This window comes from Streptomyces sp. NPDC098781 (assembly GCF_044759995.1).
Classification (GTDB): domain Bacteria; phylum Actinomycetota; class Actinomycetes; order Streptomycetales; family Streptomycetaceae; genus Streptomyces.
The window spans coordinates 336,423-362,490 of record NZ_JBIWAK010000001.1; the positions used below are offsets into that span (position 1 = coordinate 336,423).

Here is a 26,068-nt window from a genome sequence, read left to right on the forward strand (position 1 = left end):
CCTCACCGGCACGGATGACGCCGCTGTGCACACGTTCGAGCGTGAGGCGGTCGTTCCGGGACATCTCCACGTCATATTCCAACAGCTTTCGAAATGCGCCCCCTTCGTGCGCCTCTGCCCCCCTAGCGTCCCGGGGCCATGGGACACCTGGACCACGCCGCCCTCGGCTGGCTGACCCCCGCGCTCTCGTACGTGATGGCCTGCACAGGCGCCGCGCTCGGCCTGCGCTGCACCGTCCGCGCGCTGGGCGCCACCGGCCGGTCGCGCCGCAACTGGCTCTTCACCGCCGCGTCCGCGATCGGCACCGGCATCTGGACCATGCACTTCGTGGCCATGCTGGGCTTCAGCGTCAGCGGCACCGACATCCGCTACGACGTACCGCTCACCATCCTGAGCCTCCTCGTCGCCATGATCGTCGTCTGTGCCGGCGTCTTCGCCGTCGGCTACAGCCGTGACCGGACCCGCGCGCTCTTCCTGGGCGGGCTCACCACCGGGCTCGGCGTCGCGAGCATGCACTACCTGGGCATGGCGGCGGTACGACTGCACGGCGACGTCACCTACGATCCGCTGCTCGTCGGAGTCTCCGTACTGATCGCCGTCGTCGCGGCGACGGCGGCCCTGTGGGCGGCGCTCAACATCAAGTCGCCCGTCGCCGTCACCATCGCCTCGCTCATCATGGGCGCGGCGGTCAGCAGCATGCACTACACCGGCATGTTCGCGGTCGGCGTCGATGTCACGCCCTCCGATGTGATCCTGCCCGGGGCCACGGCGATGCAGTTCATCTTCCCCCTCGCCGTCGGTCTCGGGTCCTACCTCTTCCTGACCTCAGCCTTCGTCGCACTGTCCCCCACCACGGGGGCGCGCGAGCCCTCCGTGTCGACCGAGCACTCGGCACAGAGCGTCCCCGGCTAGCCGCGTGGCCCGACCGGCGGCCCGTGAAGCACGCCCCGACCGACTTCCGAGCGAGGAGGCCATGCGCCCACCCCGTAGGACCACCGCAGCCGGCGCCGAAACGCCGTCCCCGCCCCCGTTGCGCGGCCGCCGCGCCCATGCCGGGCCTCCGGCCGACGAGGTGTCGGACCAGCCCGACGGGAGCAACCCCGACGACCCACCCGCGCGCGGGGTGCGTCGGCGCCTACGACCGCGCACCGTCCGCGCCAAGATCATCTGTCTGCTGATGGTGCCCGTCGTCTCGCTGCTCGCCCTGTGGGGCTACGCCACGGTCACCACCGCGCAGGACGTCTCCCGACTGCGCCAGTTGCAGCACGTGGACTCCGAGATCAGGACACCCGTCTCTGACGCCGTGGCCGCACTCCAGGCCGAACGCGCCGCCGCGGTGCGCTTCGCGACCGACCCGTCGGCCGGACGCGGCGACGACCTGCGCAAGCGCGCGGGGGACACGGACAGGATGGTGGCGCGGCTCCGGCTCGACGACCGCACAACGGTCGCCGACGGCGGGGAGTTCCCCGCTGGGGTGGCCGGCCGCCTGGAGGCGTTCGTCAGCGGCGCGGCGCGGCTGAGCACCGTTCGTAGTGACGTCCTCGACCGCCGCTCCGGCTGGGACGAGGCCTACGGGCGGTACACGCGAACCATCGCGACGGCGTTCTCGGTGGACGGCGCGCTCACCGGCATCCAGGACGCCGAGCTCGGATCCGACGCGCGCGTGCTGCTCGAATTCGCCCGCGCGGGAGAGGCGTTGGCCCAGGAGGACGCGGTGCTGGGCAGCGCTCGGCTCGCCGGGCGCCTGGACGGAGTGCGGCTGCGCCTGTTCACCGGCGCCGTCGACACCCGCCGTACCCTCACCGAGTCCGCCGTGACCGACCTGCGCGGCCCGGAAGGCGCGGCCTGGCAGCGGCTCGCGGACGGCGGCGACTACACGGCCGTGGTGGCCGCGGAGGACCGGGTTCTCGCCGCCGCACCGGGCGTACAGGCCGTCGACACGGCGACCGAGGGCACCTGGAGCAAGGCGCACGCGCGCGTGCAGAACGGCATGCGGGCGATCGAGCGGGATGCCGGGCGCGCTGTCGCCGATCGCGCCGACCCCTTCGCCCGCGGCCTGCTCACCCCGGCCGGTGCCGCGGTCCTCCTCGGCCTCGTCGCCGTCGCCGCCTCGCTCGTGATCTCCGTACGCATCGGCCGCGACCTCGTCGTCGAGCTGGTGAGCCTGCGCGACAGCGCCCTCGACATCGCCCGGCGCAAACTCCCCGAGGCCATGCGCAGGTTGCGGGCCGGCGAGGAGATCGACATCCGGGCCGAGGCGCCGCCCGGACCGCCCGCCGAGGACGAGACCGGTCAGGTCGGCGAGGCCCTCGGCACCGTCCACCGCGCCGCGCTCAGCGCCGCCGTGGAACGCGCCGAGCTCGCCAGCGGCATCTCCGGCGTCTTCGTCAACCTCGCCCGCCGCAGCCAAGTGCTGGTGCACCGCCAACTGAGCCTGCTGGACAGCATGGAGCGGCGTTCCGACGACCCGAACGAACTGAGCGACCTGTTCCGGCTCGACCACCTCACCACCCGTATGCGACGGCACGCCGAGAGCCTGATCATCCTGTCCGGAGCGGCTCCCGGACGGGCCTGGCGGATGCCGGTCTCCCTCACCGACGTGGTCCGCGCGGCCGTCTCCGAAGTGGAGGACTACGCGCGCGTGGAGGTACGCCGGCTCCCCGAGGCGTCCGTCATCGGGACGGCCGTCGCCGACCTCACGCACCTGCTGGCGGAACTCGTCGAGAACGCCGCCCAGTTCTCGCCTCCCCACACGCGCGTGCGCGTCACCGGCGAGCCGGTCGGCAACGGTTACGCCGTCGAGGTCGAGGACCGCGGGCTCGGCATGGGCAAGGAGACCCTCGTCGAGGCCAACCGGCGCATCGAACAGTCCGAGGCGCTCGACCTGTTCGACAGCGACCGCCTGGGCCTGTTCGTGGTCAGCAGGCTCGCCTCCCGGCACGGCATCAAAGTGCACCTGCGCACCTCGCCCTACGGCGGTACGACCGCGGTCGTGCTGCTGCCCACGGCCCTGCTGCACAGCGCTCAGGCGGAACGTTCCCCCAGCGCGGCGACGGACGCCCCGGTGCCCGCGGAACGCGAGCACGCGCGCGTGCCTGCCGCCGAGCGGCCGCAGGAGCCCGTCCATGCGGCCGCGGAGCGGCCCGCCCTGGTGGCTCCGGCACCGGCCGCGACGCAGCCCACGAACCACACCCCACCCCCCGGAGTCACCACCTTGAGACTGCACCGCCCACCGGAGGACTCCGAAGACCTGCCACGCCGAGTGCGACAGGCGTCCCTCGCCCCCCAACTGCGCGAGACACGCCGCGAGGAACCGGCGGGAACGACCCCCGCCCACGACGACGACCGGCGCACCCCCGAACTCGTCCGGGACCGCATGGCGGCCTACCGCGACGGCTGGACGCGCGGCGGCGGCAGGCAGCCCGGCCGCGCTGCCACTCCCGACATCCCACCGCGCGGCGACAGCAGCGAAGGAGACCCCGCATGATCCAGGATCCGAGTATGAGAGCCGCCGCGGGGGTCCCCCCGCTCGAGCCAGGCCGAGAGTGGGGGAGGTCCGGCGAACTCGACTGGCTGCTGGACGACCTGGTGGTGCGCGTGAGCGAGGTACGGCACGCCGTGGTGCTGTCCAACGACGGACTTGCCGTGGGCGCGTCCACGGACCTTCGCCGCGAGGACGCCGAGCACCTGGCCGCGGTCGCCTCCGGCTTCCACAGCCTGGCCAAGGGCGCGGGCCGGCACTTCGGGGCCGGCGGGGTGCGCCAGACCATGGTCGAGATGGACGACGCCTTCTTGTTCGTCGCGGCCGCGGGCGACGGCTCATGCCTCGCCGTGCTCACCGCCGTGACCGCCGACATCGGACTGGTGGCCTACGAGATGGCTCGGCTGGTCAAACGGGTCGGCGAGCATCTCTACACGCCCACGCGCGCAGGCGCGCGGCCGCCCGCCGCGGGATGAGCCGAAAGGGCGGCTCGCGCACATGACCGACGACACGACGGGCGCCCCGCGCGAGCAGGGCAGCCAGTGGTACGACAGCGAGGCCGGGCCCCTGGTCCGCCCGTACGCCATGACCGGCGGACGCACCAGACCCGGCCCCACCGGCACCCGCTTCGACCTGATCGCCCTGGTCACGCTCTCCGCCGCCGTGTCCGGAGCCGACGACGACCGCGCGCTCGGGCCGGAACACCGGGTCCTGATCGATCTGTGCCGGCCGGAGACGCAGTCGGTCGCCGAACTCGCCGCAGGCGCCGACCTGCCCGTGGGCGTGGTCCGGGTGCTGCTCGGCGACCTACTGGAACGGGGGCACGTCACCGTCAGCCGTCCGGTGCCGCCCGCACAGCTTCCCGACGAACGGATCCTGCGCGAGGTGATCGAAGGATTGCGAGCGCTGTAGATGAGATGTCAGAACCGGTACTCCCGAGAGAAGTGATCGATGGTCTCCGAGCACTCCGACGCCTCCGACGGCGATGCCGCCGCCCTGGCGCTGAAGATACTGGTCGCCGGCGGGTTCGGCGTGGGCAAGACCACCCTGGTGGGCGCGGTCAGCGAGATCAGGCCGTTGCGCACCGAGGAACTGCTCAGCCAGGCCGGTCGGTCGGTGGACGACACCGACGGTGTCGACCAGAAGGTCACCACGACCGTCGCCATGGACTTCGGACGGATCACCATCCGCTCCGGCCTGTCCCTGTACCTCTTCGGCACCCCGGGCCAGGACCGCTTCTGGTTCCTGTGGGACGAGTTGTCGCAGGGAGCCCTGGGCGCCGTGGTGCTCGCGGACACCCGGCGCCTGGAGGACTGCTTCCCCGCCGTGGACTACTTCGAGCACCGGCACATCCCGTTCGTCGTCGCCGTCAACTGCTTCACCGGCGCCCGGACGTACGGTGCCCAGGACGTCTCACGCGCCCTCGACCTGGACGGGGGAACCCCGGTGGTGCTCTGTGACGCCCGGGACCGCGACTCGGGAAAGGAAGTGCTGATCCGGCTCGTCGAGTACGCCGGGCGGGTGCACACCGCCCGGCTGCTCGACTCGGTCGGCTGACCGCGCCTGCCGGTCGGGTCTCGCGGCACCGACCGGCCCACAGCCACGCCTCAGTCCGCGACGTCCTGTTCCGCCAGCACCTTGTCGATCGTGACGCGGACGAGGAGTTCACCCGGAACGCCGTTGCGTTCCCCGAACTCCTTCGCACGCTCCTCGCCCATGTACCGCGCCCCGATCCGGCCGGCCCAGTGCCGCAGTTCGTCCAGATCCTCCGAGAGCCGGGCCCGGCCCTGGATCACTACGAAGGAGTACGGCGGCCGGTCGTCGTCCACGCACAGTGCGAGCCGGCCGTCGCGGGCCAGGTTGCGGCCCTTCACGCTCGACTTCCCGGTGTTGAACACCAAGTCGTCGCCGTCGAGCACGAACCAGATCGGCGTCACATGCGGACTGCCGTCGGCGCGCACGGTCGAGAGCTTTCCGGTCCGTGTGCCGTGCGAGACGAACGCCCGCCATTCCTCATCGGTCATCTTCTTCGCCATGCCCCCATCCTCCTTGCCCGAGGGCCGGATCGTCGGGAAGGCTGGCGAAGAGATCCTCCGGTGCAGGGGGAGACATCTACACGGGGAGACCGCATCATGGCGCAGAACCAGGGGCTCGACTGGCTGTTGGACGACCTGACCGAGCGCGTCGATCACGTGCGACACGCGCTGGTGCTGTCCAACGACGGTCTGGTGACCGGTGCGAGTACGGGACTGCGACGCGAGGACGCCGAGCATCTGGCCGCCGTCTCGTCCGGACTGCACAGCCTGGCCAAGGGCTCGGGGCGGCACTTCGGCGCGGGCCGAGTGCGTCAGACGATGGTCGAGTTCGACGACGCCGTGCTCTTCGTCACCGCGGCCGGCACCGGCAGCTGTCTGTGCGTCCTCAGCGGGGCGGAGGCCGACATCGGCCAGATCGGCTACGAGATGACCCTGCTCGTGAACCGGGTCGGCGAGCACCTCGACGTGGACGCCCGACAGCCCGAACGGGCACCGCTCACAGACCTCTGACCTGCTGATTCACCCCCGCCCGCGAAGTTATCCACAGCCCCGCACGAAGATCGGGCGGCCCGGCTACGGTTCTGTCACGGCGAACGCACAGAGCGTGAGCCACGGACCGTACGGGGGAGTTCCACCATGTCGGCTGACACGATCACGAAATCGCACCACCCTGTCTGCACGCCGAGTCGCGCGGCACGCGAACTGGGGCTGAAGCGGGGGGAACTGGAGCTCGCCGTTCACCTCGGACTCATCCGGACCGTGCCCGACGAGGGAGGCGGGGGCCGCCGTGTCCCACGGTCCGAGATCGACCGGGTGCGTGCGGGGGACGGCTTCCCCGACGCCTTGCTGGACCGTGTGAAGGTCGTGGGCACGACCGAGGGCGCGGACGTCATGGACGTGCCCGCCGGGAGGTTCACCCGCCTCGCCCGGCTGGGCCTGGTGGTGCCGGTGACGTTCTATCTGAACCGCTATCGAGCCGTCGTCTGGCTGTATCTCGCCGAGGAGTTGGGGCGGTTCGCCGCCGACGAGCAGAACGCCCCGCTGCTGAACGACCGACGGATGCCCGAAGGGCTGCGCGCCATGCTGGACGCGGGTGTGGATCTGCGTCCACGTAACTGGCGCGGACGCCACCGAGGATTCCTGCTGCGTCCGGCCGAGGGTGCGTGGGAGCGCGCAGGCGCACTGGCCGCCTTCCTCGATCCCGTGCAGATCGCGGAGATCGTCCCGGACCCCTACGAGCGCTCCCATCTGAACCGCTTCCGACCGGGGCCGCCGGCTTCCGGCCCGCCGGGCTCGCCCTTCGCGCTCATCGCCGAGAGGCTCATGACGGCCGACGATCCGGACGAGATCGGCCTGCTGCGGGCCGACCTGACGGCGGTTCTGGACGAAGCCCGACGGACACGGCCAGCGCCACGCCCCACGGCGAAACGGCCCCCGGCGCCCCCGCACCCACGGCAGTTCGGCCCGACCCGGCCCGTGCAGCCGGAACCGCCGCGCGGCCTGCTGAGCCGGTTCAGGCGCCGGACGCACCGGGCTACAGCGCCCTGAACAGTCCCTCCTGGACGACGGACACCAGAAGGCGTCCCTCCACGTCGTAGATCCGTCCACGGGCCAGGCCCCGGCCGCCCGTCGCGATCGGCGACTCCTGGTCGTAAAGGAACCACTCGTCCGCGCGGAACGGCCGGTGGAACCACATGGCGTGGTCCAGTGACGCGATGTCGAAGCTGCGCGGGCCCCAGAGCGGTTCGACCGGGATGCGGACCGCGTCCAGGAGAGTCATGTCGCTGGCGTAGGTCAGCGCGCAGGTGTGCACCACCGGATCGTCGCCCAGCGGCCCGACCGCGCGCATCCACACCGCGCTGCGCGGCTCGGCGTCCTTGACGTCCTCCTTCGTCCAGCGCAGTCGGTCCACGTAGCGGATGTCGAAGGGCTGGCGCCGGGCCATCCGCTCCAACTGCTCCGGCAGCGCGCCCAGATGCTCCCGGATCTCGTCGGTGACCGTCGGTAGCGACTCCGGGTCCGGGACCTTGCGGGCCGGCGGCAACTGGTGCTCGAAACTCCCCTGTTCAGGCTTGTGGAAGGAGGCGGTGAGATTGAAGATCGTGCGGCCCTGCTGCACGGCGGTGACCCGCCGGGTCGTGAACGACCTGCCGTCCCGCACCCGTTCGACCTGGTACACGATCGGCACGCCCGGCCGGCCCGGGCGCAGGAAGTACGCGTGCAGCGAATGCACCGGACGGTCGCCCTCAGTGGTGCGCGCGGCGGCGACCAGCGCCTGGCCGGCCACCTGGCCACCGAAGACACGCTGCAAGGACTCCTGCGGGCTGCGGCCCCGGAAGATGTTGACCTCGATCTGCTCCAGGTCGAGCAGGTCGACGAGCCGGTCGGCCGGGTTGGTCGTCATGGGTGGGATTCTCCTGTGCTCAGAGCTGGCCTACGTCGGTGACGCGGACCACGGCTCGGCCCTCCGCGTCGGAGGCGGTGAGGTCGATCTCCGCGCTGATGCCCCAGTCATGGTCGTCGTTCGGGTCGTCGAAGATCTGACGGACCCGCCACAGCCGGTCGGCCGGCACCTCCTCGATCACCAGCAGCTTGGGGCCTCGGGCGTCGGGTCCGGTGCCGAGGTCGTCGTACTCGTCCCAGTACTTGTCCATCGCCTCGCCCCAGGCGTCGGCGTCCCAGCCGGCGTCGGCGTCCATCTCGCCCAGCTCCTCGACCTGGTCGAGCGCGGCGAGCTCGACCCGACGGAACATGGCGTTGCGGACGAGGACGCGGAAGGCGCGCGCGTTGGTGGTGACCGGCTTGACCTCGTCGGCCTTCTCCTGCGCCTCCTCGGCGGTCATCTCCTCCGGGTTGGCGAGCTGTTCCCACTCGTCGAGCAGGCTGGAGTCGACCTGGCGCACCATCTCGCCGAGCCACTCGATCAGGTCCTGGAGATCTTCGGACTTGAGGTCGTCCGGGATGTTGTGGTCGAGGGTCTTGTAGGCGCTGGCGAGGTAGCGCAGCACGATGCCCTCGGTGCGGGCCAGCTCGTAGAAGGACACCAACTCCGTGAAGGACATGGCCCGTTCGTACATGTCCCGGATCACGGACTTCGGCGACAGCGGATGGTCGCCGACCCAGGGGTGGCTCTTGCGGTACGTGTTGTACGCGTGGAAGAGCAGCTCCTCCAGCGGCTTGGGGTAGGTGACGTCCTGGAGGCGCTCCATGCGCTCCTCGTACTCGACGCCGTCCGCCTTCATCGCGGCGACGGCCTCGCCCTTCGCCTTGTTCTGCTGGGCGACCAGGATCTGCCGCGGGTCGTCCAGGGTGGACTCGACGACGGACACCATGTCGAGCGCGTAGGACGGCGACTCCGGGTCCAGCAGCTCGAACGCGGCCAGCGCGAAGGTGGACAGCGGCTGGTTGAGCGCGAAGTCCTGCTGGAGGTCGACCGTGAGGCGGGCGATGCGGCCGGTGGCGTCCGGTTCGTCGAGCTTCTCGACGATGCCGCCGTCCAGCAGCGAACGGTAGATCGCGATGGCGCGCCTGATGTGCCGCAACTGCTGTTTGCGCGGCTCGTGGTTGTCCTCCAGCAGATGCCGCATCGCCTCGAAGGCGTTGCCCGGCCGGGCGATCACCGACAGCAGCATGGTGTGCGTCACCCGGAAACGGGAGGTCAGCGGCTCCGGCTCGGAGGCGATGAGCTTGTCGAAGGTGGTCTCCGACCAGGCGACGAAACCTTCGGGCGCCTTCTTGCGGACCACCTTGCGGCGCTTCTTGGGGTCGTCGCCCGCCTTCGCGAGCGCCTTCTCGTTCTCGATGACATGCTCGGGCGCCTGGGCCACGACGAAGCCCGCCGTGTCGAAGCCGGCCCGCCCGGCGCGACCGGCGATCTGGTGGAACTCACGGGCCCGCAGGGTGCGGACGCGGTTGCCGTCGTACTTGGTCAGGGCCGTGAACAGCACGGTGCGGATGGGGACGTTGACCCCCACACCGAGCGTGTCCGTGCCGCAGATGACCTTCAATAGGCCGGCCTGCGCGAGCTTCTCCACGAGACGCCGGTACTTCGGCAGCATCCCCGCGTGATGGACACCGATGCCGTGCCGCACGTAACGGGAGAGGTTGCGGCCGAACTTGGTGGTGAATCGGAAGTTGCCGATCAGCTCGGCGATCTTCTCCTTCTCCTCGCGCGAGCACATGTTGATGCTCATCAGCGCCTGCGCCCGCTCCACGGCCTGCGCCTGCGTGAAGTGCACGATGTAGACCGGCGCCTGCTTCGTGTCGAGGAGCTCGGTCAGGGTCTCGGTGAGCGGGGTGAACTTGTACTCGTAGGACAGGGGCACGGGCCGGGTCGCCGAGCGGACCACCGACGTCGGACGGCCGGTGCGCCTGGTGAGGTCCTTCTCGAACATCGAGACGTCGCCGAGGGTGGCCGACATCAGCACGAACTGGGCCTGCGGCAGCTCCAGGATCGGGATCTGCCAGGCCCAGCCGCGATCGCCCTCGGCGTAGAAGTGGAACTCGTCCATGACGACCTGACCGACGTCCGCCTGCTTGCCGTCGCGCAGCGCGATCGACGCGAGCACCTCGGCGGTGCAGCAGATGACGGGGGCGTCGGCGTTGACGGACGCGTCGCCGGTCAGCATGCCCACGTTCTCGGTGCCGAAGATCTTGCACAGTTCGAAGAACTTCTCCGAGACGAGCGCCTTGATCGGGGCGGTGTAGAAAGTGACCTCGTCCCGGGCCAGCGCGGCGAAGTGGGCGGCCGCAGCGATCATGCTCTTGCCGGAGCCGGTGGGCGTCGACACGATCACGTTCGCACCGGAGACCACCTCGATCAGCGCCTCCTCCTGGTGGGGATAGAGGGTGAGCCCGCGATCCTCGGCCCACGACTCAAAGGCTTCGTAGAGGGCGTCGGGATCGGCGGTCGGCGGGAGCTGATCGATGAGGGTCACCCACCCATCTTGCCTGCCCTCGTCCCGCATCGGGGAATCGGCTGCCGGCCCGAAGATCGCGAACGCTACGCTGTGTCGCCGACGACACGTCAGCGAACCCAGTCAACTGGACAGCGGCACACGAGGAATGGGGCGGGCAACGGCCATGATGGGACCAGCACACTCACTGTCGGGCGCTGCCGCCTGGCTGGGCGTCGGAGCGGCCGCCACGGCGGCCGGACACGGGATGCCCTGGCCCGTGCTGCTCTCCGGCGCGCTGATCTGCGCCGGTGCCGCACTCGCCCCGGACCTCGATCACAAGGCCGCCACGATCTCGCGAGCCTTCGGTCCGCTCTCGCGCTGGCTGTGCGAGATCGTCGACAAGCTGTCGTACGCCGTCTACAAGGGGACGAAGAAGCAGGGCGATCCACGCCGCTCCGGCGGCCACCGCACTCTCACCCACACCTGGCTGTGGGCGGCCATGATCGGTGGGGGCGCCTCCGTCCTGGCGATCACCGGCGGCCGCTGGGCGGTGCTGGCGCTCCTGTTCGTGCACATGGTGCTCGCCATCGAAGGCCTGCTGTGGCGCGCGACCCGGGGCTCCAGCGCCGATGTCCTCGTCTGGCTGCTGGCGGCGACCAGCGCGTGGATCCTCGCTGGCGTCCTGGACAAGCCGGGCAACGGCGCGGACTGGCTGTTCACGGCGCCGGGCCAGGAGTACCTGTGGCTGGGGCTGCCGATCGTGCTGGGCGCTCTGGTGCACGACATCGGGGACGCGCTGACGGTGTCGGGCTGCCCGATCCTGTGGCCGATCCCGGTGGGCCGCAAGCGCTGGTACCCGGTGGGTCCGCCCAAGGCCATGCGGTTCCGGGCCGGCAGCTGGGTCGAGCTCAAGGTGCTGATGCCGGCGTTCATGCTGCTCGGCGGGGTGGGCTGCGCGGCGGCGCTCAACGTGATCTGACGGGGTGGGCGCCGCCGGCACGGCACGAGCGCGATGAGGGGCTTGCGGGACCTCGCGGCCGCGCACCCTGGCCCCGCGGCGCGCTCATGCCCGCCCGTCCAGGGTCAGCCGCCCTCTCCCGCGCCACCGCCGTAGCGCCGCTCGAAAGCGGCGACGCGGCCCTCGGAGTCCACGGTCCGGGCCTTGCCGGTGTAGAAGGGGTGGCTCTCCGAGGAGATCTCGACGTCCACGACCGGGTAGGTCTCGCCGTCGTCCCACTCGATGGTCTCGCCGCTGGTAGCGGTGGACCGGGTCAGGAAGGCGTAGCCTGCGGCGCGGTCACGGAAGACGACCGGGTGGTAGTCGGGGTGCTTGTCCTGTTGCATGCGAGCTCCTCGTGTGGCGGCATCGGCGAAGCCGACGGCGTGGGACCCACGGGTGGGGCCGGCGGGGTGTGGACTTCGGAACGGCGGCTGCGGATGTCGCCCGTGGGGCGTTCATGGACGTCAGCCGCGCGAGGATCATGGGCGTCAGCCGTACGTGGCGTCCTCGTCGACGATGTGCATGGCGGCCTCCTCGGCGGACGCCGCGGCGCCGTCGATGCCCACGTCCGTCGCGACGAGCGCGTTCTCGTCGTCCTCGTGAGCGCCTTCGTCGGGTGCCACGAGGCGGCCGGAGCGCAGGTCGCCGACCTCGTCGTCGAGGAGTTCCCCGTCGGTGCCCTCGGCGTCGCCGATGCCGTCGCCGTCCGGCCCGAGCTGGTCCGGCGTCTCCTCGGCGAGCCGCTGGTCGAGGGTCTCGCCTTGGTGACGCTCGGCGGCGGTGACGCCGGAGTGCTCCACCGCCCACGGCCGCTCGGGAGGGGACCAGCCCCGGTCCAGGGGGTCGTCGACGCCGTCGTTCTCCAGGGTGTCCTCGCCGTCCAGCAGACCCGTGTCCTCACGTTGATCGGATGCGTCGGGCTGGTAGACGTCGTCACCCCATCCGTCGGCGCTGTTCACGGCTACCTCCAGGTGGTGCGGACGGGCCCGAACCCACCACGGCCGGCGACAGGCCGCCGTGGCGCGGGGCACAGGCCGCACCCGGCACGAACCGCGAGGTTCCCGGGTGCTCCCCGAACCGGTGCCGCTATCCAGCCTTCCACCCCTTTTCCCCCCGGCGCAACGGCACGGGCAGGGGCGGGCGCTTCCGATCCGTCGACGCCGGTTCCCTGGCGTCGCGCCGGACGGGGGCGGCCGGGCCCGACTCGGGACGACCGCGCGTATGCCGCACTGGGCCCGGCGGGCCGCCGCTCCGGCCCCGCCGGGCGGACCCCGTCGAGCATCCGCACCGGCCTCGCCCCGCAGCGTCCCCGGTCAGGGTCGCGTCCCCGGTCAGGGTCGCGTCCCTGGTCACGGTGGCGTCCCCGGCCACAGTCGCATCCCTGGTCACGGTCGCGTCCCTGGTCACGACGGGACGGAGGGCCGAACGCAGGTCCGGAGCCGGCCGGAGTTCGTTGCCTCGGAGTTTGTTGCCTCGGCCGACCGGGTTACGGACCCGGTCGGCCCAGGCGGTGGCCCTGGACGGACGCCCTTCACGCTGCGGACGGCCACCCGGCCCCGACGGCGCTCCCGGCCCCGACGGTGCTCCCGCCCTCGACGGTGCTCCCGCCCTCGACGGCTCGTATCCCTCGCCGCCGACCGGTGCCGTCACCCATGCCAGGACCGCCACAGCGCCGCGTAAGCGCCGTCCGCCCTGACCAGTTCCTCATGGCTGCCCAGCTCGCTGATCCGGCCGTCCTCGACGACGGCGATGACGTCCGCGTCGTGGGCGGTGTGGAGGCGGTGGGCGATGGCGACGACCGTACGGCCGTCGAGGACACGGGCCAGGGAGCGTTCCAGATGCCGGGCGGCGCGCGGGTCGAGGAGGGACGTCGCCTCGTCCAGGACCAGCGTGTGCGGGTCGGCCAGCACCAGGCGGGCCAGGGCGATCTGCTGGGCCTGGGCCGGAGTGAGCGCGAAGCCGCCCGAGCCGACCTCGGTGGCCAGGCCGTCGTCGAGCGCACGGGCCCACGCGTCCGCGTCGACCGCGCCCAGCGCCGCCCACAGCTCGGCGTCGGTCGCGTCCGTGCGGGCCAGCAGCAGGTTGTCGCGCAGGGAGCCGACGAACACGTGGTGTTCCTGGTTGACCAGGGCCACATGGGAGCGGACCCGCTCGGCGGTCATCCGGGACAGTTCGGCGCCGCCGAGGGTGATCCGGCCGTCGCGGGGCGCGTAGATGCCGGCGAGCAGTCGGCCCAGGGTCGACTTGCCGGCACCGGACGGGCCGACGAGGGCCAGCCGGGTGCCGGGTGCGACCTCCAGGGAGACCTTGCGCAGCACGTCCACGCCCTCGACGTAGCCGAAGTGCACCCGGTCGGCTTGCACGTCACGGCCGTCGGGCGCGAGCCCGGCGTCCCCGGCGTCCGGCTCGATGTCCCGGACGCCGACCAGCCGGGCCAGCGACACCTGGGCCACCTGGAGCTCGTCGTACCAGCGCAGGATCAGCCCTACCGGGTCGACCAGCATCTGCGCGATCAGGGCGCCCGTGGTCAGCTGGCCGACGCCGATCCAGCCCTGGAGGACGAACACCCCGCCGATCATCAGGACGGAGGCGAGGACGGTCACATGGGTGACGTTGATGACCGGGAAGAGCACCGAACGCAGCCAGAGCGTGTAGCGCTCCCACGCCGTCCACTGCTTGATCCGCAGCTCCGACAGCTCGACCCGGCGTCCACCGAGACGGTGCGCCTCGACGGTGCGGCCGGCGTCCACGGTCTCGGCGAGCGCGGCGGCCACCGCGGCGTACCCGGCGGCCTCCGAGCGGTAGGCGGACGGCGCCCGCTTGAAGTACCAGCGGCAGCCGGCCACCAGCAGCGGGACCGCGACCAGCACGGCTGCCGCGAGCGGCGGCGCGGTGACGATGAGCCCGCCCAGCAGCAGGGCCGCCCACACCACGCCGATCGCCAGCTGGGGCACCGCCTCACGCATCGCGTTGGCGAGCCGGTCGATGTCGGTCGTGATCCGCGAGAGCAGATCGCCCGTGCCGGCCCGTTCCAGGACGCCGGGCGGCAGCCCCACGGACCGTACGAGGAAGTCCTCGCGCAGATCGGCCAGCATCCGCTCGCCGAGCATCGCCCCGCGCAGCCGCACCTCCCGTACGAACACGGCCTGGACGACGAGCGCGGCCACGAAGATTCCGAGGGTGAGCTCCAGATGGAGTTCTCGCTCGGGCGCGGCGTCCGAGACCCGCTCGATCAGGGCGCCCAGCAGCCAGGGCCCCACCATCGAGGCGACCACGGCCACCGTGTTCACGGCGACGAGGATCAGGAAGGCACGGCGGTGCCGATGGAACAACTCGGTGACGTAGGCGCGTACGGTCGTGGGGGCGCCGACCGGCAGGGTGTTCGCCGTCGTCGGGGCCGCCGGGTCGTACGCCGGTGGCGCAACGCCGATCATGCCGACTCCTCGATCTCTTCCAGTTCCTTCAGTACGTCGTCGAGGGCGGAGGCCTTGGCCGGTCCTTCGTCGAGCTCGGGTTGCTCGTTCCGCACCTTGGTCAGGGCTGTCTTGTCGAGCGTCGCGTTGCTCGGCGCGGCGCTGTTCGAAGCCGCTTCCTCGTCGGTCTCCCGGGTCACCACCGCCCGGTACCGCGGTTCGCCGTGCACCAGCTCGCGGTGGGCGCCGACCGCCGTGACCTCGCCCTCGTGGACGAGCACGACCCGGTCGGCGCGGTCCAGCAGCAGGGGCGAGGAGGTGAAGACCACCGTCGTGCGGCCCGCCCGCAGGTCCCGTACGCCCTGGGCGATCCGCGCCTCCGTGTGGGAGTCGACGGCCGAGGTCGGCTCGTCCAGGACGAGCACCTCGGGGTCCGTGATCAGCGACCGGGCGAGCGCGAGGCGCTGGCGCTGGCCGCCGGACAGCGACCGGCCGCGCTCGGTGATACGGGCGTCCATCGGGTCATCGGCGTCGAGTGAACCCTGGACCAGAGCGGCCAGGACGTCCGCGCACTGCGCCGCCGCGAGCGCCTCCTCGGCACCGATGTCGCCCGACTTCGGCACGTCGAGGAGTTCGCGCAGCGTGCCGGAGAGCAGCACCGGATCCTTGTCCTGCACGAGCACGGCCGTCCGGGCGCTGTCGAGGGGAAGTTCGTCGAGCGGGACGCCGCCCAGGAGCACCGAGGTGCCCTCCTCCGAGGGGTGCCCGCCCAGCCGTTCGGCCAGCCGACCCGCCGCGTCCGGGTCGCCGCACACCACCGCGGTGAGCTGTCCGGCGGGGGCGAGCAGGCGGGTGCCGGGGTCGTACAGGTCCCCGGACGGCAGCTCGGCCCCGTCGCGTGATCCGCCGGTGTCGGTGGCGCGCCGGAGTGCGAGCACGCGTGCGGCGCGCCGAGCCGAGGGCCGCGAGAAGGAGTACGCCATCGCGATCTCCTCGAAGTGCCGCAGCGGATAGGTGAGCAGCATGATCGAGCTGTATACGGTGACCAGTTCGCCGACGCTCACCCGGCCCTGCCGGGCCAGATGGACGCCGTACCAGACGACCGCGATCAGCAGCAGCCCCGGCAGCAGCACCTGGATCGCGGAGATCAGGGACCACATCCGGGCGCTGCGGACGGCCGCGTGGCGTACGTCCTGAGAGGCGCTGCGGTAGCGGTCGAGGAAGAGTTCCTCGCCGCCGATGCCGCGGAGCACACGCAGGCCGGCGACGGTGTCGGAGGCCAGTTCGGTGGCGCGGCCCGCCTTCTCGCGCTGGAAGTCGGCCCGCCGGGTCGCGCGGGGCAGTAGGGGCAGCACGGCGAGGGCCAGCACGGGCAGGCCCACGGCGACGAGCACGCCCAGCGCGGGCTGGTAGACGACCAGGCCGACGCAGACCACCACGATCGTGACGGCCGCTGCCGTGAACCTGGACCAGGCCTCGACGAACCAGCCGATCTTCTCGACGTCGCCGGTGGAGACGGAGACCACCTCACCGGCCGCGACGCGCCGGGTCAGGGCCGAGCCCAGTTGTGCGGCCTTGCGGGCCAGGACCTGCTGGACGCGGGCGGCGGCGGTGATCCAGTTGGTGACGGCGGCGCGGTGCAGGAAGGTCTCGCCGATGGCGTTCCCGGCGCAGCACAGCACCAGCAGCCCGCCCGCGAGGGCGAGCCGCTCGCCGGAGCGGTCGACGACGGCCTGCACGGCGACGCCGACGCAGAACGGCAGCGCGGAGACGGACAGGAAGTGCAACAGTCCCCAGGCCAGGGCCTTGAGCTGGCCACCCTGCTGGTTCCTGAAGAGCCACCACAGGAATCGGGGACCTGAGCGTGCGTCCGGCACACCTGGGTCGGGATACGGAAGGTCTTGAATCTTCATGACGTCCCAGTGGCTCGTGTCATTGAGGGGAGGTAGGGGAGTTGGTCGAGAGCCGGTGCGCGGAGCGGGCGACGCACGACGGCAGCAAACCGTGACAGGTTCGCGTCGCAGTGTGGCCGGACGCAAACGGTTTTCCAGGAGGCCGCACAGTTCCGGTCTCCGCCGGGCCCGCGGTGCGACCATGGACCGATGCGCAACGGCGGAGCTTGGCGTGCGGCGGCGGTGACGGCGGCCCTCGGATCGCTGGTGGCGAGCCTGACGACCCTGGCGGCCTGTGACGGCTCGCGGTCCGACGCCGGGGCGGACGCCGGCAGGCCCGCACCGCGACGTTCCGTCACCGCCGTTGGTCCGACCGGCGTCCCGGACATCGGTGACCGCTGGCAGCGACGCATCCCCGCCGACTCCGGTCAGGTCGTGGCGGTCTACGGCGACGGCAAGGACTCGCCGGATTCCACCGTCGTGCTCTACACCAGGCAAGGCTCCACCTGGGACCGCGTCCGCAGCTGGCCCGCGCACAACGGCAAGAAGGGCTGGACGACCGATCACCACGAGGGTGACGACCGTAGCCCGGTGGGTGTGTTCACGCTCAGCGACGCGGGGGGCGTGCTCAAGGACCCGGGCGCCAAGCTGCCGTACACGCGGTCGGCCGCCTTCGCCGCGCCGCGCTGGTGGGCGAAGTCGTACTGGCACGACTTCGACTACGTCATCGCCATCGACTACAACCGGCTCAAGGGCACCCCGCCCAACGACCCCACCCGCCCGCGCGGTGAGGCCGAGGGTGGCAGCATCTGGTTGCACATGGACCACGGCAGCGGTACGTCGGCCTGCGTCAGTGTGTCCGAATCGGCGATGGCGTATCTGCTGCGCACGCTCGATCCGGATCGGCATCCGGTGGTGGTGATGGGGGACAGGGCCGACCTCAAAGCCTCGCCTTGACGAAGAAGGCCTCATTGCGGCGGATGCCCGACTCCCCGTAGAACACGGCCATGAAGAGACGGATCGTCATGTCCATGCTCGCGGGAGCGACCCTTCTGGCGGGCTCACTGCTCGGAGCGTTCCCCGCGCAATCCGCCGATGTGCCGGCCGAGTTCGGTACCGACTGGCACGACCCCATCACCGCCGCCCCGCCCGTCGCCGAGCCTTCGGGCAAGTCCTGCGAAGTCACCGTCGCCCAGGCGCAGTTCCGGGACTTCACGCCGTACAAGGGCAGTTACACACCGCCCGACGGCTGCGGCGACCGCTGGAGCAAGGTCGTGCTGCGGATGGACGGCAAGGTCAAGGGGCGTCAGTACGACCGGCTCGGCTACCTCCACATCGGCGGGGTCGAGGTCTTCCGCACGTCGACTCCGGAGCCGTCGCCGGACGGGATCGAGTGGTCCGTGGAGAAGGACGTCACGCGCTACAGCGACACCCTCCGCCGTGGCCAGGACGTCGAGATGCTGATCGGCAACGTTGTCGACGACACCTACACCGGCGTCATCGACGTCAAGGTGACGCTGACCTTCTACGCCGGCCGCCCCGCCGACGCCGCGCGCCCCGACCGGGTCCTCACCCTCCAGGACGGCACGCTCACCACCCCACGCAACAGCGAACGCCTGATCGCCGAGGTGTACGCCACCGGCTCCGGCGGAGGCTGCGAGGAGTTCTGGTATCTGTCGGCACCCGACCCGGCGCCCTACTCCTGCAAGGTGGCCGACGGCCCCTACCGCGAAGTGCAGATCAAGGTCGACGGCCGACTGGCCGGTATCGCCGCGCCGTTCCCGCACGTGTGGACGGGCGGCTGGTCAAACCCGTTCCTCTGGTACGTCGTTCCTGGGCCGCGCGCCTTCGACGTCAAGCCGATCGAATACGACCTGACGCCGTTCGCCGGCATCCTCAACGACGGCCGCCCCCACCGCGTCGAGGTCTCGGTGCTCGGAGTTCCCGAGGGGCAGAGCGGGTGGAGCGCACCCGTCAACGTCCTCGTCTGGCAGGACGCGAGGAGCGCGCAGGTCACCGGAAAGCTCACCGCACACCGGGTCGGCGACCTCACCAACTCCGCCACCTACACCCCCGGTTCGGAACATCGGGTCGACACCGAGGGCGGACACCGTATGACCGTCTCCGGATACGTCGACACCTCGCACGGCAGGGTGACGACCACCGTGCGCCGCTCGCTGGCGAACGACTCCGCGCACCGCTGGACCGACGGCGAGAACCTGGACGCCCTCGACGCCACCTGGACGGACGACCAGTCGGTCACGGTGGACGGACGTGGGCCGGCCCGAACGACGCGGACGCAGCGGACGTACACCATGGACGGCTCGATCACGATCGGCACGGGCGACCGACTGCGCACCGTGCTGACCCTCGGTGACAGCGCCACCGTCGTGACGACCCGGGACGGACGGCGGGTCGAGTGGTCGCGGCTGGACGACACCGTCGAGGGTGACGCCTCATGGACCTTGAACGTGCCGCGTGACCAGCGGCACGCGGTCGGTGCGACGAGCGAGCGCTACCGGGCGTACGGCTCACACGGGTGCTACGACCGCTCGCTGACCAGCGTCCAAGGAGCGCTCACCGAGGATCGCCGCCACTGCTGACGCGACGGCCGCGGCCACCGCTCCAGCAGTTCGAGCGGAGGCCGCGGCCCAACGTCACGCGCAAGCGCCGGGGCCCCTCCAGACGCCGGGCGCGAGCACCCCCCGCAACCCCTCCCGTCAGCACCCCTGCGCACCCCGCACCCCGCTCCCGTCGATCAACGTGTCCAGCAGTTCCCCCAGTACCGCCCGCTGGTCGTCCGTGAGTGGCGCCAGGATCTCCTGCGCGGCCGACCGCCGCGCCCCGTGCAGCTCCCGCAAGGCCTTGCGCCCGTCCTCGGTGAGCTCGATCCGGATCACCCGACGGTTGGTCGGATCCGGCACCCGCCGCACCTTCCCGCTCGCCTCCAGCCCGTCGACCAGCGTCGTCACCGCGCGCGGAACCACTTCCAGGCGCTCGGCGAGATCGGCCATCCGGGGCGGCGAGTCGTAGTGCGCGAGCGTGCGCAGCAGCCGGGACTGCGCCGGCGTGACGCCCAGGCCGCACTCCTGAAGGTGCCGTTTCTGGATCCGGTGCACCCGACGGGTGAAGCGCAGCAACTGCTCGGCGAGCGGGCCGTCGGGATCGGGGAAGCTCATGCGGGAACAATATCAGGACCATATGCATTGTGAGCATAGGTAACAATGAGCTAAGCTCCGTCAGTCCTCGTCATCACCCCTCCGTAGGAGCCCATGCACCCCGACAACGACCCCACCTGGACGGCACTCGCCGGGCAGAAGGAACAGCCCCGGCAGGTCCGCCGCATCCTCAAGCTCTTCCGCCCGTACCGCGGACGGCTCGCCCTCGTCGGCCTTCTCGTCGGCGCCTCGTCGCTGGTCGGCGTGGCCACGCCGTTCCTGCTCAAGGCGATCCTCGACGTCGCGATCCCCGAGGGCCGCACCGGCCTGCTCAGCCTGCTCGCGCTCGGCATGATCCTCAGCGCCGTCCTGACCAGCGTCTTCGGCGTACTACAGACCCTGATCTCCACGACGGTCGGCCAGCGCGTCATGCACGACCTGCGCACCGCGGTCTACGGCCGCCTCCAGCGCATGTCGCTCGCCTTCTTCACCCGCACCCGCACCGGCGAGGTGCAGTCCCGCATCGCCAACGACATCGGCGGCATGCAGGCCACCGTCACCTCGACGGCGACCTCCCTGGTCTCGAATCTGACCAGCGTGGTGGCCACGATCGTGGCGATGATCGCCCTCGACTGGCGGCTGACCGTCGTCTCGCTCCTCCTGCTTCCGGTCTTCGTCTGGATCAGCCGCCGGGTCGGCAACGAACGCAAGAAGATCACCACCCAGCGCCAGAAGCAGATGGCCGCGATGGCCGCCACCGTCACCGAGTCGCTCTCGGTCAGCGGCATCCTGCTCGGCCGCACGATGGGCCGCTCCGACTCGCTCACCGACGCCTTCGCCGACGAGTCCGAGCGGCTGGTCGACCTGGAGGTGAGGTCGAACATGGCCGGCCGCTGGCGGATGGCTGTCATCACCATCGTCATGGCCGCCATGCCCGCCGTCATCTACTGGACCGCGGGCACCGCCCTGCAATTCGGGGGCCCTCAGGTCTCGATCGGCACGATCGTCGCCTTCGTCTCGCTCCAGCAGGGCCTGTTCCGCCCGGCCGTCAGCCTGCTGTCCACGGGCGTCCAGATCCAGGCCTCGCTCGCCCTCTTCCAGCGCATCTTCGAGTACCTCGACCTGCCCATCGACATCACCGAGCGGGACGAACCCGTCCACCTGGAGCGCGTCAAAGGCGAGGTCCGCTTCGAGGACGTGGAGTTCCGCTACGACGGCAAGAGCGGCCCGATCCTCGACGGCATCGACCTCACCGTCCCGGCGGGCGGCAGCCTCGCCGTCGTCGGCCCGACCGGCGCCGGCAAGTCGACGCTCGGCCACCTCGTGCCCCGGCTCTACGACGTGACCGGCGGCCGGGTCACCCTCGACGGCGTCGATGTGCGCGACCTCGACTTCGACACCCTCGCGCGCGCGATCGGCGTCGTCTCGCAGGAGACGTACCTCTTCCACGCCTCGGTCGCCGACAACCTGCGCTTCGCCAAGCCCGACGCCACCGACGAGGAACTCCGGGCGGCGGCGCGTGCGGCCCAGATCCACGACCACATCGCGTCGCTGCCCGACGGGTACGACACCGTCGTCGGCGAGCGCGGCCACCGCTTCTCCGGCGGTGAGAAGCAGCGCCTGGCCATCGCCCGCACGATCCTGCGCGACCCGCCCGTCCTCATTCTCGACGAGGCGACCAGCGCCCTGGACACCCGCACCGAACACGCGGTCCAGGAAGCCATCGACGCCCTGTCGGCCAACCGCACCACGGTCACCATCGCCCACCGGCTGTCCACCATTCGGGGCGCCGACCAGATCGTGGTCCTCGACTCGGGGCACGTCGCGGAACGGGGTACGCACGAGGAGTTGTTGGAACGGGAGGGGCGTTATGCGGCGCTGGTGCGCCGGGACGCCCAACTGGAGCCGACAGGGTGACGATATGTCGGGTTTGTAACCATGTGCGGGTTACCGTTCCCGCATGTACTTGAACACTCCGCCACGGAACACGATTCGACTGACGCGCCGGGGACGTATGGCCCTCATCGCCGCCGGCGCCGTCGTGGCCGGCACCGCCGTGGCGGTGCCGCTGCTCGTCATGGGCGACGAGGCGGCCCCCCGGCCGACCTCGCTGGTGATCCCGGAGGGCTGGCGGGCGAGCCAGGTCTACGCCGCCGTGGACAAGGCCCTCACCCTGCCCTCCGGTACGACGAAGAAGTCCCTCGCCAAGCTCGACCTCAAGCTGCCGAACGACGCCGACGGCAACCCCGAGGGCTATCTCTTCCCGGCGACGTATCCGCTCGAACGAGGCGGCCGGCGGCAGACGCCGGACTCCTTGCTGTCGGCCATGGTCGACACCGCCAACAAGAAGTTCAGCGGCGCCCCGATCGCCGCCGGCGCACAGCGCAACGCCATGAACGTCTACCAGGCGGTCACCATCGCCAGCATCGTCCAGGCCGAGGCGGCCACCAAGGCCGACATGGGCAAGGTGGCCCGGGTCGTCTTCAACCGGCTCGAACGCGGCATGCCGCTCCAGATGGACTCCACCATCAACTACGCGCTGAACCGCTCCACCCTCAGGACGAGCGAGGCGGACACGCGCATCGACAGCCCCTACAACTCGTACCAGCGCATGGGGCTGCCGCCCACGCCGATCGACAACCCGGGCGAGGAGGCGATGCGTGCCGCGATCACCCCGGCCGCCGGCGACTGGCTGTACTTCGTCACCGTCAAGCCCGGCGACACCCGCTTCACGGCCGACTACGCGGAACACCAGCGCAATGTCGCCGAGTTCAACGCCCGGCAGAAGAAGGCGAGCCCGAAGCCGACCAAGTGAGCCGATGGGACGTCATGCGCAGGCCGGCCCGTCCGGGTCGGCGGGTCACGCCGCCACCGGTTCCTCGGCCAGCAGTCGCCTGATGTCCCGGACGGCCGCGCGGCCGGCCCGGTTGGCGCCGATCGTGCTGGCGGACGGGCCGTAGCCGACGAGGTGGACACGGGGATCGGCGACCGCGCGCGTCCCCTCCACCCGGATGCCGCCGCCCGGCTCGCGCAGGTGCAGCGGGGCCAAGTGGTCGATGGCGGCGCGGAAGCCGGTGGCCCACAGGATGATGTCGGCCTCCACATGCCGCCCGTCGTTCCACTCCACTCCGTCCGGTGTGATCCGGTCGAACATGGGCTGCCGGTCCAGGACCCCGTCCGCGAGCCCCTGCCGGACGGCGTCGTTGAGGGGCAGGCCCGTGACGGAGACCACACTCTTCGGTGGCAGCCCTTGCCGGACCCGCTCCTCGACGAGCGCGACCGCCGCCCGGCCCACGTCCTCGCTGAAGGGGCCCTCGCGGAAGACGGGCGGGCGCCGGGTGACCCAGGTGGTGGCAGCGGCATAGGGGGCGATCTCCAGCAGATGCTGGGTGCCCGAGGCCCCACCGCCGACGACCACGACCCGCCGGCCCGCGAACGCCTCGGGCCCGGGGTACTGGGCGGTGTGCAACTGCCGCCCCCGGAACGTCTCCTGACCCGTGTAGCGCGGCCAGAACGGCCGGTCCCAGGTGCCGGTCGCGTTGATCAGCGCCCGTGTCGAGAAGGTCCCCGCCGAGCTCTCGACGAGCAGCCGCCCGTCCGGCCCCTCACGCACGGCACGCACATCGACGGGCCGCCGCACCCGCAGGTCGAAGGTCCGTTCGTAGGAGTCGAAGTACTCCGCGATGACCTCCGAGGAGGGTCGCCCGGGATCGGCGTCGGTCAGTTCCATGCCGGGCAGCGAGTGCATCCCGTGCACCTTGCCGTACGTCAGCGACCCCCACCGGAACTGCCAGGCGCCGCCCGGGCCGGGGGAGTGGTCGAGGACGACGAAGTCGCGGTCCGGCTCGAAACCGGTGCGCCGCAGGTGGTAGGCGCTGGACAGGCCTGCCTGACCAGCGCCTATGACGACCACGTCGACTTCCTTGACCGCCTCAGCATTGTTCACGCTTCTACCAACCGCCTCGGGGGCGCGGATCTTCCCCCGAGGCGGCGGACCTCAGCGCCCGCCCGCGACCAGCAGCGGAACCGAGTCCTCCGTGGCAGCACCGCCGAGCAGCCCGCGCGCCGCCAGCTCGGGAATCACCCCCTCCCCGAACCAGTACGCCTCCTCCAGATGCGGATAACCCGACAGCACGAAGTGCTCGACCCCCAGCGCGTGGTACTCCTCGATCCGCTCGGCCACCTCGGCATGGCTGCCGACCAGCGCGGTCCCCGCACCACCCCGGACCAGGCCGACGCCCGCCCAGAGGTTCGGGTGGATCTCCAGGTCGGCGCGGGAGCCGCCGTGCAGCGCGAGCATGCGCCGCTGCCCCACCGACTCGCTGCGACCGAGCGCGGCCTGTGCGGCGGCCACCGTGTCCGCGTCGAGGTCGTCGAGCAGCCGGTTCGCGGTCGACCAGGCATCCGCGGACGAGTCCCGGGAGATGGTGTGCAACCGGATCCCGAAGCGGACCGTACGGCCCTCCCGCTCGGCCAGCGACCGGATCCAGTCGATCTTCTCCTTCACCTGCGCCGGCGGTTCGCCCCAGGTCAGATAGACGTCCGCGTGCCGCGCCGCGACCGGCCCGGCCGCCGCCGAGGACCCGCCGAAGAACAGCGGCGGCACCGGATCCGGCGGCAGCGCGGCCAGCCCGCCGTCCACCTGGTAGTGCTCGCCGTGGAAGTCGTACGGCCCACCGCGCCACACCCCGCGTACGACGGACAGGAACTCGTCGGTACGGGCATACCGCTGATCGTGGTCGAGGTGGTCACCGAACCGGCGTTGCTCGGCCGAGTCGCCGCCGGTGACGACGTTGAGCAGCAGCCGCCCGCGGGTGAGCCGCTGGTAGGTCGCCGCCATCTGCGCGGCGAGCGTCGGGGAGATCACCCCCGGACGGAACGCGACCAGGAACTTCAGGCGTTCGGTGTGCTGGGCCAGCGCGACCGTGGTCAGCCAGGCGTCCTCGCACCAGGTGCCGGTCGGCGTGAGGACCGCCTCGAAACCCAACCGCTCGGCGGCCTTGGCGATCTGGGCCAGGTAGTCGATGTCGGGGGCGCGCACGCCGCTCGGCTTCCCGTCGTGGTTGGACGCGTACGCGTGCCGGTCCACGAGGGTGCGGCCGTCGCCGCCGGTGGGCAGGAACCAGTGAAGACGCACGGTCATGTCAGGAACCCTCCGAGGTGCGGGCCGGTGTGGTCGACGGCGGCAGGTCGCCGTTGTAGCGCGTGTCGACGAAGTCGCCGAAGTCCACCTTGTTCGGAATGAGCTTCAGCTCGGTGAACGTGTCCGCGATCTCCTGCTCCGAGGCGACGAGCGGCTTGTCGACCGCGACCGAGAACCGGGTGGCGTTGGTCCGCTTCACCGAGGCCAACGCCACGTCGTACGGCAGTCCGGTGTCCTTCGCCCAGACCTTGGCCCACTCCTCCTGGTGGTCGTGCACCCACGCCGTGGCGCGCCGCAGCCGCCGCAGATAGTCCTCGACGGCGGCGGCCTTCTCCTTGTCCTTCAGCGCGGCGGGGGCCGCCACCTGGAAGCTCAGGCCGTTGGTGACCCCGTCGCCGGTCGTCAGGACCCGGCCTCGCCGGGACAAGAGCACCTGTGAGGTGTACGGGTCCCACACGGCCCAGGCGTCGACCTTGCCGGTGGTGAACGCGGCCAGGGCGTCGGCGGGCTGGAGGTACTTCACTTCGACGTCGTCCAGGCTGAGCCCGACCTTCTTGAGGCTGGCGACCAGCTGGTAGTGGGCGGAGGAGCCCTGTGCCACGGCGATCGACCTGCCCTTGAGCTGCTCGGGCTTCGTCAGCTTCGAGTCGTTCGGCACGAGGATCGCGTCGCCCCGGGACGTGCCCTTGAAGGCGGCGACCGCCGTGATCTTCGAGCCCGCGCCGGCCGCGAAGACCGGCGGTGTGTTGCCGACACCGCCGATGTCGACGGCCTTGGCGTTGACGGCCTCCAGCAGGGGTGGCCCGGAGCTGAAGGTGGACCACTTGATCTTGTAGTCGAGGTTCTCCAACTCTCCGGCTGCTCGCAGGACGGCCTCCGAACCGCCCTTCTGGTCACCGACGTTGAGGGTGAGGCTGCCGTGGCCGTCGATGTCGGTCGAGGTGCCGGCCGCCGAGTTCCCGGCGCAGGCGGTGACCAGGAGCGCGAGGGGGAGGAGGAGTGCGAGCGGGGGTAGCGGCGGGGCGGGCATGAGGCGTCGTCGCATGG

General features: G+C 71.3%; 23 protein-coding genes. 12 read left to right on the top strand and 11 right to left on the bottom strand.

From position 1 onward, the window contains the following. Positions 1 to 138: 138 nt before the first annotated feature. The 5 genes from ACIQWG_RS01510 (at position 139) to ACIQWG_RS01530 (ending at position 5,038) form a co-directional block, all read left to right on the top strand. Complete coding sequence (locus ACIQWG_RS01510; RefSeq protein WP_404089048.1) at positions 139 to 912, top strand: MHYT domain-containing protein; 774 nt, start codon at positions 139 to 141, stop codon at positions 910 to 912. 61 nt (positions 913 to 973) lie between these two features. Beyond that, positions 974 to 3,487, top strand: a complete 2,514-nt coding sequence (locus ACIQWG_RS01515) for a nitrate- and nitrite sensing domain-containing protein (RefSeq protein WP_404089050.1) — start codon at positions 974 to 976, stop codon at positions 3,485 to 3,487. After that, a complete protein-coding gene (locus ACIQWG_RS01520) occupies positions 3,484 to 3,957 on the top strand; it encodes a roadblock/LC7 domain-containing protein (RefSeq protein ID WP_404089052.1) in 474 nt (157 codons plus the stop codon). The genes ACIQWG_RS01515 and ACIQWG_RS01520 overlap by 4 nt, the downstream gene beginning before the upstream one ends. Positions 3,958 to 3,979: 22 nt before the next feature. Continuing rightward, positions 3,980 to 4,393, top strand: coding sequence for a DUF742 domain-containing protein (locus tag ACIQWG_RS01525; protein WP_404089054.1), 414 nt, complete (start codon positions 3,980 to 3,982; stop codon positions 4,391 to 4,393). Positions 4,394 to 4,432: 39 nt separating this feature from the next. Then, positions 4,433 to 5,038 carry a GTP-binding protein gene (locus tag ACIQWG_RS01530; protein WP_404089056.1) on the top strand — a complete coding sequence of 202 codons (606 nt, stop codon included), beginning with the start codon at positions 4,433 to 4,435 and terminating at the stop codon, positions 5,036 to 5,038. A gap of 50 nt (positions 5,039 to 5,088) precedes the next feature. On the opposite strand, the gene ACIQWG_RS01535 is transcribed toward ACIQWG_RS01530, so the two are convergent. After that, positions 5,089 to 5,517 (bottom strand): PPOX class F420-dependent oxidoreductase, encoded by a 429-nt coding sequence (locus ACIQWG_RS01535; protein WP_404089058.1) that lies wholly within the window; start codon positions 5,515 to 5,517, stop codon positions 5,089 to 5,091. A 96-nt stretch (positions 5,518 to 5,613) separates the two neighbouring features. Here ACIQWG_RS01535 and ACIQWG_RS01540 point away from each other — a divergent pair, with 96 nt between their 5' ends. Both ACIQWG_RS01540 and ACIQWG_RS01545 read left to right on the top strand, forming a co-directional pair. Beyond that, positions 5,614 to 6,027: a roadblock/LC7 domain-containing protein gene (locus ACIQWG_RS01540; protein ID WP_404089060.1), complete on the top strand. Its 414-nt coding sequence runs from the start codon at positions 5,614 to 5,616 to the stop codon at positions 6,025 to 6,027. Positions 6,028 to 6,153: 126 nt separating this feature from the next. Beyond that, positions 6,154 to 7,065: a DUF6397 family protein gene (locus ACIQWG_RS01545; RefSeq protein WP_404089062.1), complete on the top strand. Its 912-nt coding sequence runs from the start codon at positions 6,154 to 6,156 to the stop codon at positions 7,063 to 7,065. On the opposite strand, the gene ACIQWG_RS01550 is transcribed toward ACIQWG_RS01545, so the two are convergent. Both ACIQWG_RS01550 and ACIQWG_RS01555 read right to left on the bottom strand, forming a co-directional pair. Next, entirely contained in the window at positions 7,052 to 7,921 is an 870-nt protein-coding gene (locus ACIQWG_RS01550; RefSeq protein WP_404089064.1) for an acyl-CoA thioesterase, read from the bottom strand. The genes ACIQWG_RS01545 and ACIQWG_RS01550 overlap by 14 nt on opposite strands. A gap of 19 nt (positions 7,922 to 7,940) precedes the next feature. Then, positions 7,941 to 10,454: a DEAD/DEAH box helicase gene (locus ACIQWG_RS01555; RefSeq protein ID WP_404089065.1), complete on the bottom strand. Its 2,514-nt coding sequence runs from the start codon at positions 10,452 to 10,454 to the stop codon at positions 7,941 to 7,943. Between the two features lie 145 nt (positions 10,455 to 10,599). Between ACIQWG_RS01555 and ACIQWG_RS01560 the strand changes: the two genes are divergently transcribed. Then, complete coding sequence (locus ACIQWG_RS01560; RefSeq protein WP_404089067.1) at positions 10,600 to 11,394, top strand: metal-dependent hydrolase; 795 nt, start codon at positions 10,600 to 10,602, stop codon at positions 11,392 to 11,394. A 104-nt stretch (positions 11,395 to 11,498) separates the two neighbouring features. On the opposite strand, the gene ACIQWG_RS01565 is transcribed toward ACIQWG_RS01560, so the two are convergent. The 4 genes from ACIQWG_RS01565 to ACIQWG_RS01580 all read right to left on the bottom strand — a co-directional run bounded on the left by ACIQWG_RS01565 (position 11,499) and on the right by ACIQWG_RS01580 (position 16,741). Beyond that, entirely contained in the window at positions 11,499 to 11,759 is a 261-nt protein-coding gene (locus ACIQWG_RS01565; RefSeq protein ID WP_404089069.1) for a type B 50S ribosomal protein L31, read from the bottom strand. A 144-nt stretch (positions 11,760 to 11,903) separates the two neighbouring features. Then, positions 11,904 to 12,374: a DUF5709 domain-containing protein gene (locus ACIQWG_RS01570; protein WP_404089071.1), complete on the bottom strand. Its 471-nt coding sequence runs from the start codon at positions 12,372 to 12,374 to the stop codon at positions 11,904 to 11,906. 687 nt (positions 12,375 to 13,061) lie between these two features. After that, a complete protein-coding gene (locus tag ACIQWG_RS01575) occupies positions 13,062 to 14,849 on the bottom strand; it encodes an ABC transporter ATP-binding protein (RefSeq protein ID WP_404089073.1) in 1,788 nt (595 codons plus the stop codon). Further along, entirely contained in the window at positions 14,846 to 16,741 is a 1,896-nt protein-coding gene (locus ACIQWG_RS01580) for an ABC transporter transmembrane domain-containing protein (RefSeq protein WP_404089075.1), read from the bottom strand. Before ACIQWG_RS01580 ends, ACIQWG_RS01575 begins: the two co-directional genes overlap by 4 nt. A gap of 189 nt (positions 16,742 to 16,930) precedes the next feature. Here ACIQWG_RS01580 and ACIQWG_RS01585 point away from each other — a divergent pair, with 189 nt between their 5' ends. Together ACIQWG_RS01585 and ACIQWG_RS01590 are read left to right on the top strand one after the other, a co-directional pair. After that, positions 16,931 to 17,677, top strand: a complete 747-nt coding sequence (locus ACIQWG_RS01585; RefSeq protein WP_404089077.1) for a hypothetical protein — start codon at positions 16,931 to 16,933, stop codon at positions 17,675 to 17,677. A gap of 50 nt (positions 17,678 to 17,727) precedes the next feature. Further along, positions 17,728 to 19,323, top strand: coding sequence for a peptide-N4-asparagine amidase (locus ACIQWG_RS01590; RefSeq protein WP_404089079.1), 1,596 nt, complete (start codon positions 17,728 to 17,730; stop codon positions 19,321 to 19,323). Between the two features lie 117 nt (positions 19,324 to 19,440). Here ACIQWG_RS01590 and ACIQWG_RS01595 read toward each other — a convergent pair whose 3' ends face one another. Continuing rightward, complete coding sequence (locus tag ACIQWG_RS01595; protein WP_404089081.1) at positions 19,441 to 19,899, bottom strand: MarR family winged helix-turn-helix transcriptional regulator; 459 nt, start codon at positions 19,897 to 19,899, stop codon at positions 19,441 to 19,443. A gap of 93 nt (positions 19,900 to 19,992) precedes the next feature. On the opposite strand from ACIQWG_RS01595, the gene ACIQWG_RS01600 reads away from it, so the two are divergent. Both ACIQWG_RS01600 and mltG read left to right on the top strand, forming a co-directional pair. Beyond that, a complete protein-coding gene (locus tag ACIQWG_RS01600; protein ID WP_404089083.1) occupies positions 19,993 to 21,795 on the top strand; it encodes an ABC transporter ATP-binding protein in 1,803 nt (600 codons plus the stop codon). A gap of 43 nt (positions 21,796 to 21,838) precedes the next feature. Beyond that, on the top strand, positions 21,839 to 22,693 hold the full coding sequence (gene mltG / locus ACIQWG_RS01605; RefSeq protein ID WP_404089085.1) for an endolytic transglycosylase MltG: 855 nt from the start codon (positions 21,839 to 21,841) through the stop codon (positions 22,691 to 22,693). Between the two features lie 45 nt (positions 22,694 to 22,738). Here the strand turns inward: mltG and ACIQWG_RS01610 are convergent, their stop codons facing one another. Genes ACIQWG_RS01610 through ACIQWG_RS01620 form a run of 3 tightly spaced genes read right to left on the bottom strand, consistent with a single transcriptional unit; the run spans position 22,739 to position 26,066 of the window. Further along, entirely contained in the window at positions 22,739 to 23,824 is a 1,086-nt protein-coding gene (locus ACIQWG_RS01610; protein WP_404089087.1) for an NAD(P)-binding domain-containing protein, read from the bottom strand. A 51-nt stretch (positions 23,825 to 23,875) separates the two neighbouring features. Continuing rightward, entirely contained in the window at positions 23,876 to 25,021 is a 1,146-nt protein-coding gene (locus ACIQWG_RS01615) for an LLM class flavin-dependent oxidoreductase (protein WP_404089088.1), read from the bottom strand. Position 25,022: 1 nt separating this feature from the next. Further along, positions 25,023 to 26,066 carry an ABC transporter substrate-binding protein gene (locus ACIQWG_RS01620; RefSeq protein WP_404089089.1) on the bottom strand — a complete coding sequence of 348 codons (1,044 nt, stop codon included), beginning with the start codon at positions 26,064 to 26,066 and terminating at the stop codon, positions 25,023 to 25,025. Positions 26,067 to 26,068 lie beyond the last annotated feature (2 nt).

Bases quoted from the DNA above. Each gene is read 5' to 3' on its own strand.
- ACIQWG_RS01510 (WP_404089048.1), top strand. From the start codon at position 139: ATGGGACACCTGGACCACGCCGCCCTCGGCTGGCTGACCCCCGCGCTC.
- ACIQWG_RS01515 (WP_404089050.1), top strand. From the start codon at position 974: ATGCGCCCACCCCGTAGGACCACCGCAGCCGGCGCCGAAACGCCGTCC.
- ACIQWG_RS01520 (WP_404089052.1), top strand. From the start codon at position 3,484: ATGATCCAGGATCCGAGTATGAGAGCCGCCGCGGGGGTCCCCCCGCTC.
- ACIQWG_RS01525 (WP_404089054.1), top strand. From the start codon at position 3,980: ATGACCGACGACACGACGGGCGCCCCGCGCGAGCAGGGCAGCCAGTGG.
- ACIQWG_RS01530 (WP_404089056.1), top strand. From the start codon at position 4,433: ATGGTCTCCGAGCACTCCGACGCCTCCGACGGCGATGCCGCCGCCCTG.
- ACIQWG_RS01535 (WP_404089058.1), bottom strand. From the start codon at position 5,517: ATGGCGAAGAAGATGACCGATGAGGAATGGCGGGCGTTCGTCTCGCAC.
- ACIQWG_RS01540 (WP_404089060.1), top strand. From the start codon at position 5,614: ATGGCGCAGAACCAGGGGCTCGACTGGCTGTTGGACGACCTGACCGAG.
- ACIQWG_RS01545 (WP_404089062.1), top strand. From the start codon at position 6,154: ATGTCGGCTGACACGATCACGAAATCGCACCACCCTGTCTGCACGCCG.
- ACIQWG_RS01550 (WP_404089064.1), bottom strand. From the start codon at position 7,921: ATGACGACCAACCCGGCCGACCGGCTCGTCGACCTGCTCGACCTGGAG.
- ACIQWG_RS01560 (WP_404089067.1), top strand. From the start codon at position 10,600: ATGATGGGACCAGCACACTCACTGTCGGGCGCTGCCGCCTGGCTGGGC.
- ACIQWG_RS01565 (WP_404089069.1), bottom strand. From the start codon at position 11,759: ATGCAACAGGACAAGCACCCCGACTACCACCCGGTCGTCTTCCGTGAC.
- ACIQWG_RS01575 (WP_404089073.1), bottom strand. From the start codon at position 14,849: ATGATCGGCGTTGCGCCACCGGCGTACGACCCGGCGGCCCCGACGACG.
- ACIQWG_RS01580 (WP_404089075.1), bottom strand. From the start codon at position 16,741: ATGAAGATTCAAGACCTTCCGTATCCCGACCCAGGTGTGCCGGACGCA.
- ACIQWG_RS01585 (WP_404089077.1), top strand. From the start codon at position 16,931: ATGCGCAACGGCGGAGCTTGGCGTGCGGCGGCGGTGACGGCGGCCCTC.
- ACIQWG_RS01590 (WP_404089079.1), top strand. From the start codon at position 17,728: ATGAAGAGACGGATCGTCATGTCCATGCTCGCGGGAGCGACCCTTCTG.
- ACIQWG_RS01595 (WP_404089081.1), bottom strand. From the start codon at position 19,899: ATGAGCTTCCCCGATCCCGACGGCCCGCTCGCCGAGCAGTTGCTGCGC.
- ACIQWG_RS01600 (WP_404089083.1), top strand. From the start codon at position 19,993: ATGCACCCCGACAACGACCCCACCTGGACGGCACTCGCCGGGCAGAAG.
- mltG (WP_404089085.1), top strand. From the start codon at position 21,839: ATGTACTTGAACACTCCGCCACGGAACACGATTCGACTGACGCGCCGG.
- ACIQWG_RS01615 (WP_404089088.1), bottom strand. From the start codon at position 25,021: ATGACCGTGCGTCTTCACTGGTTCCTGCCCACCGGCGGCGACGGCCGC.
- ACIQWG_RS01620 (WP_404089089.1), bottom strand. From the start codon at position 26,066: ATGCGACGACGCCTCATGCCCGCCCCGCCGCTACCCCCGCTCGCACTC.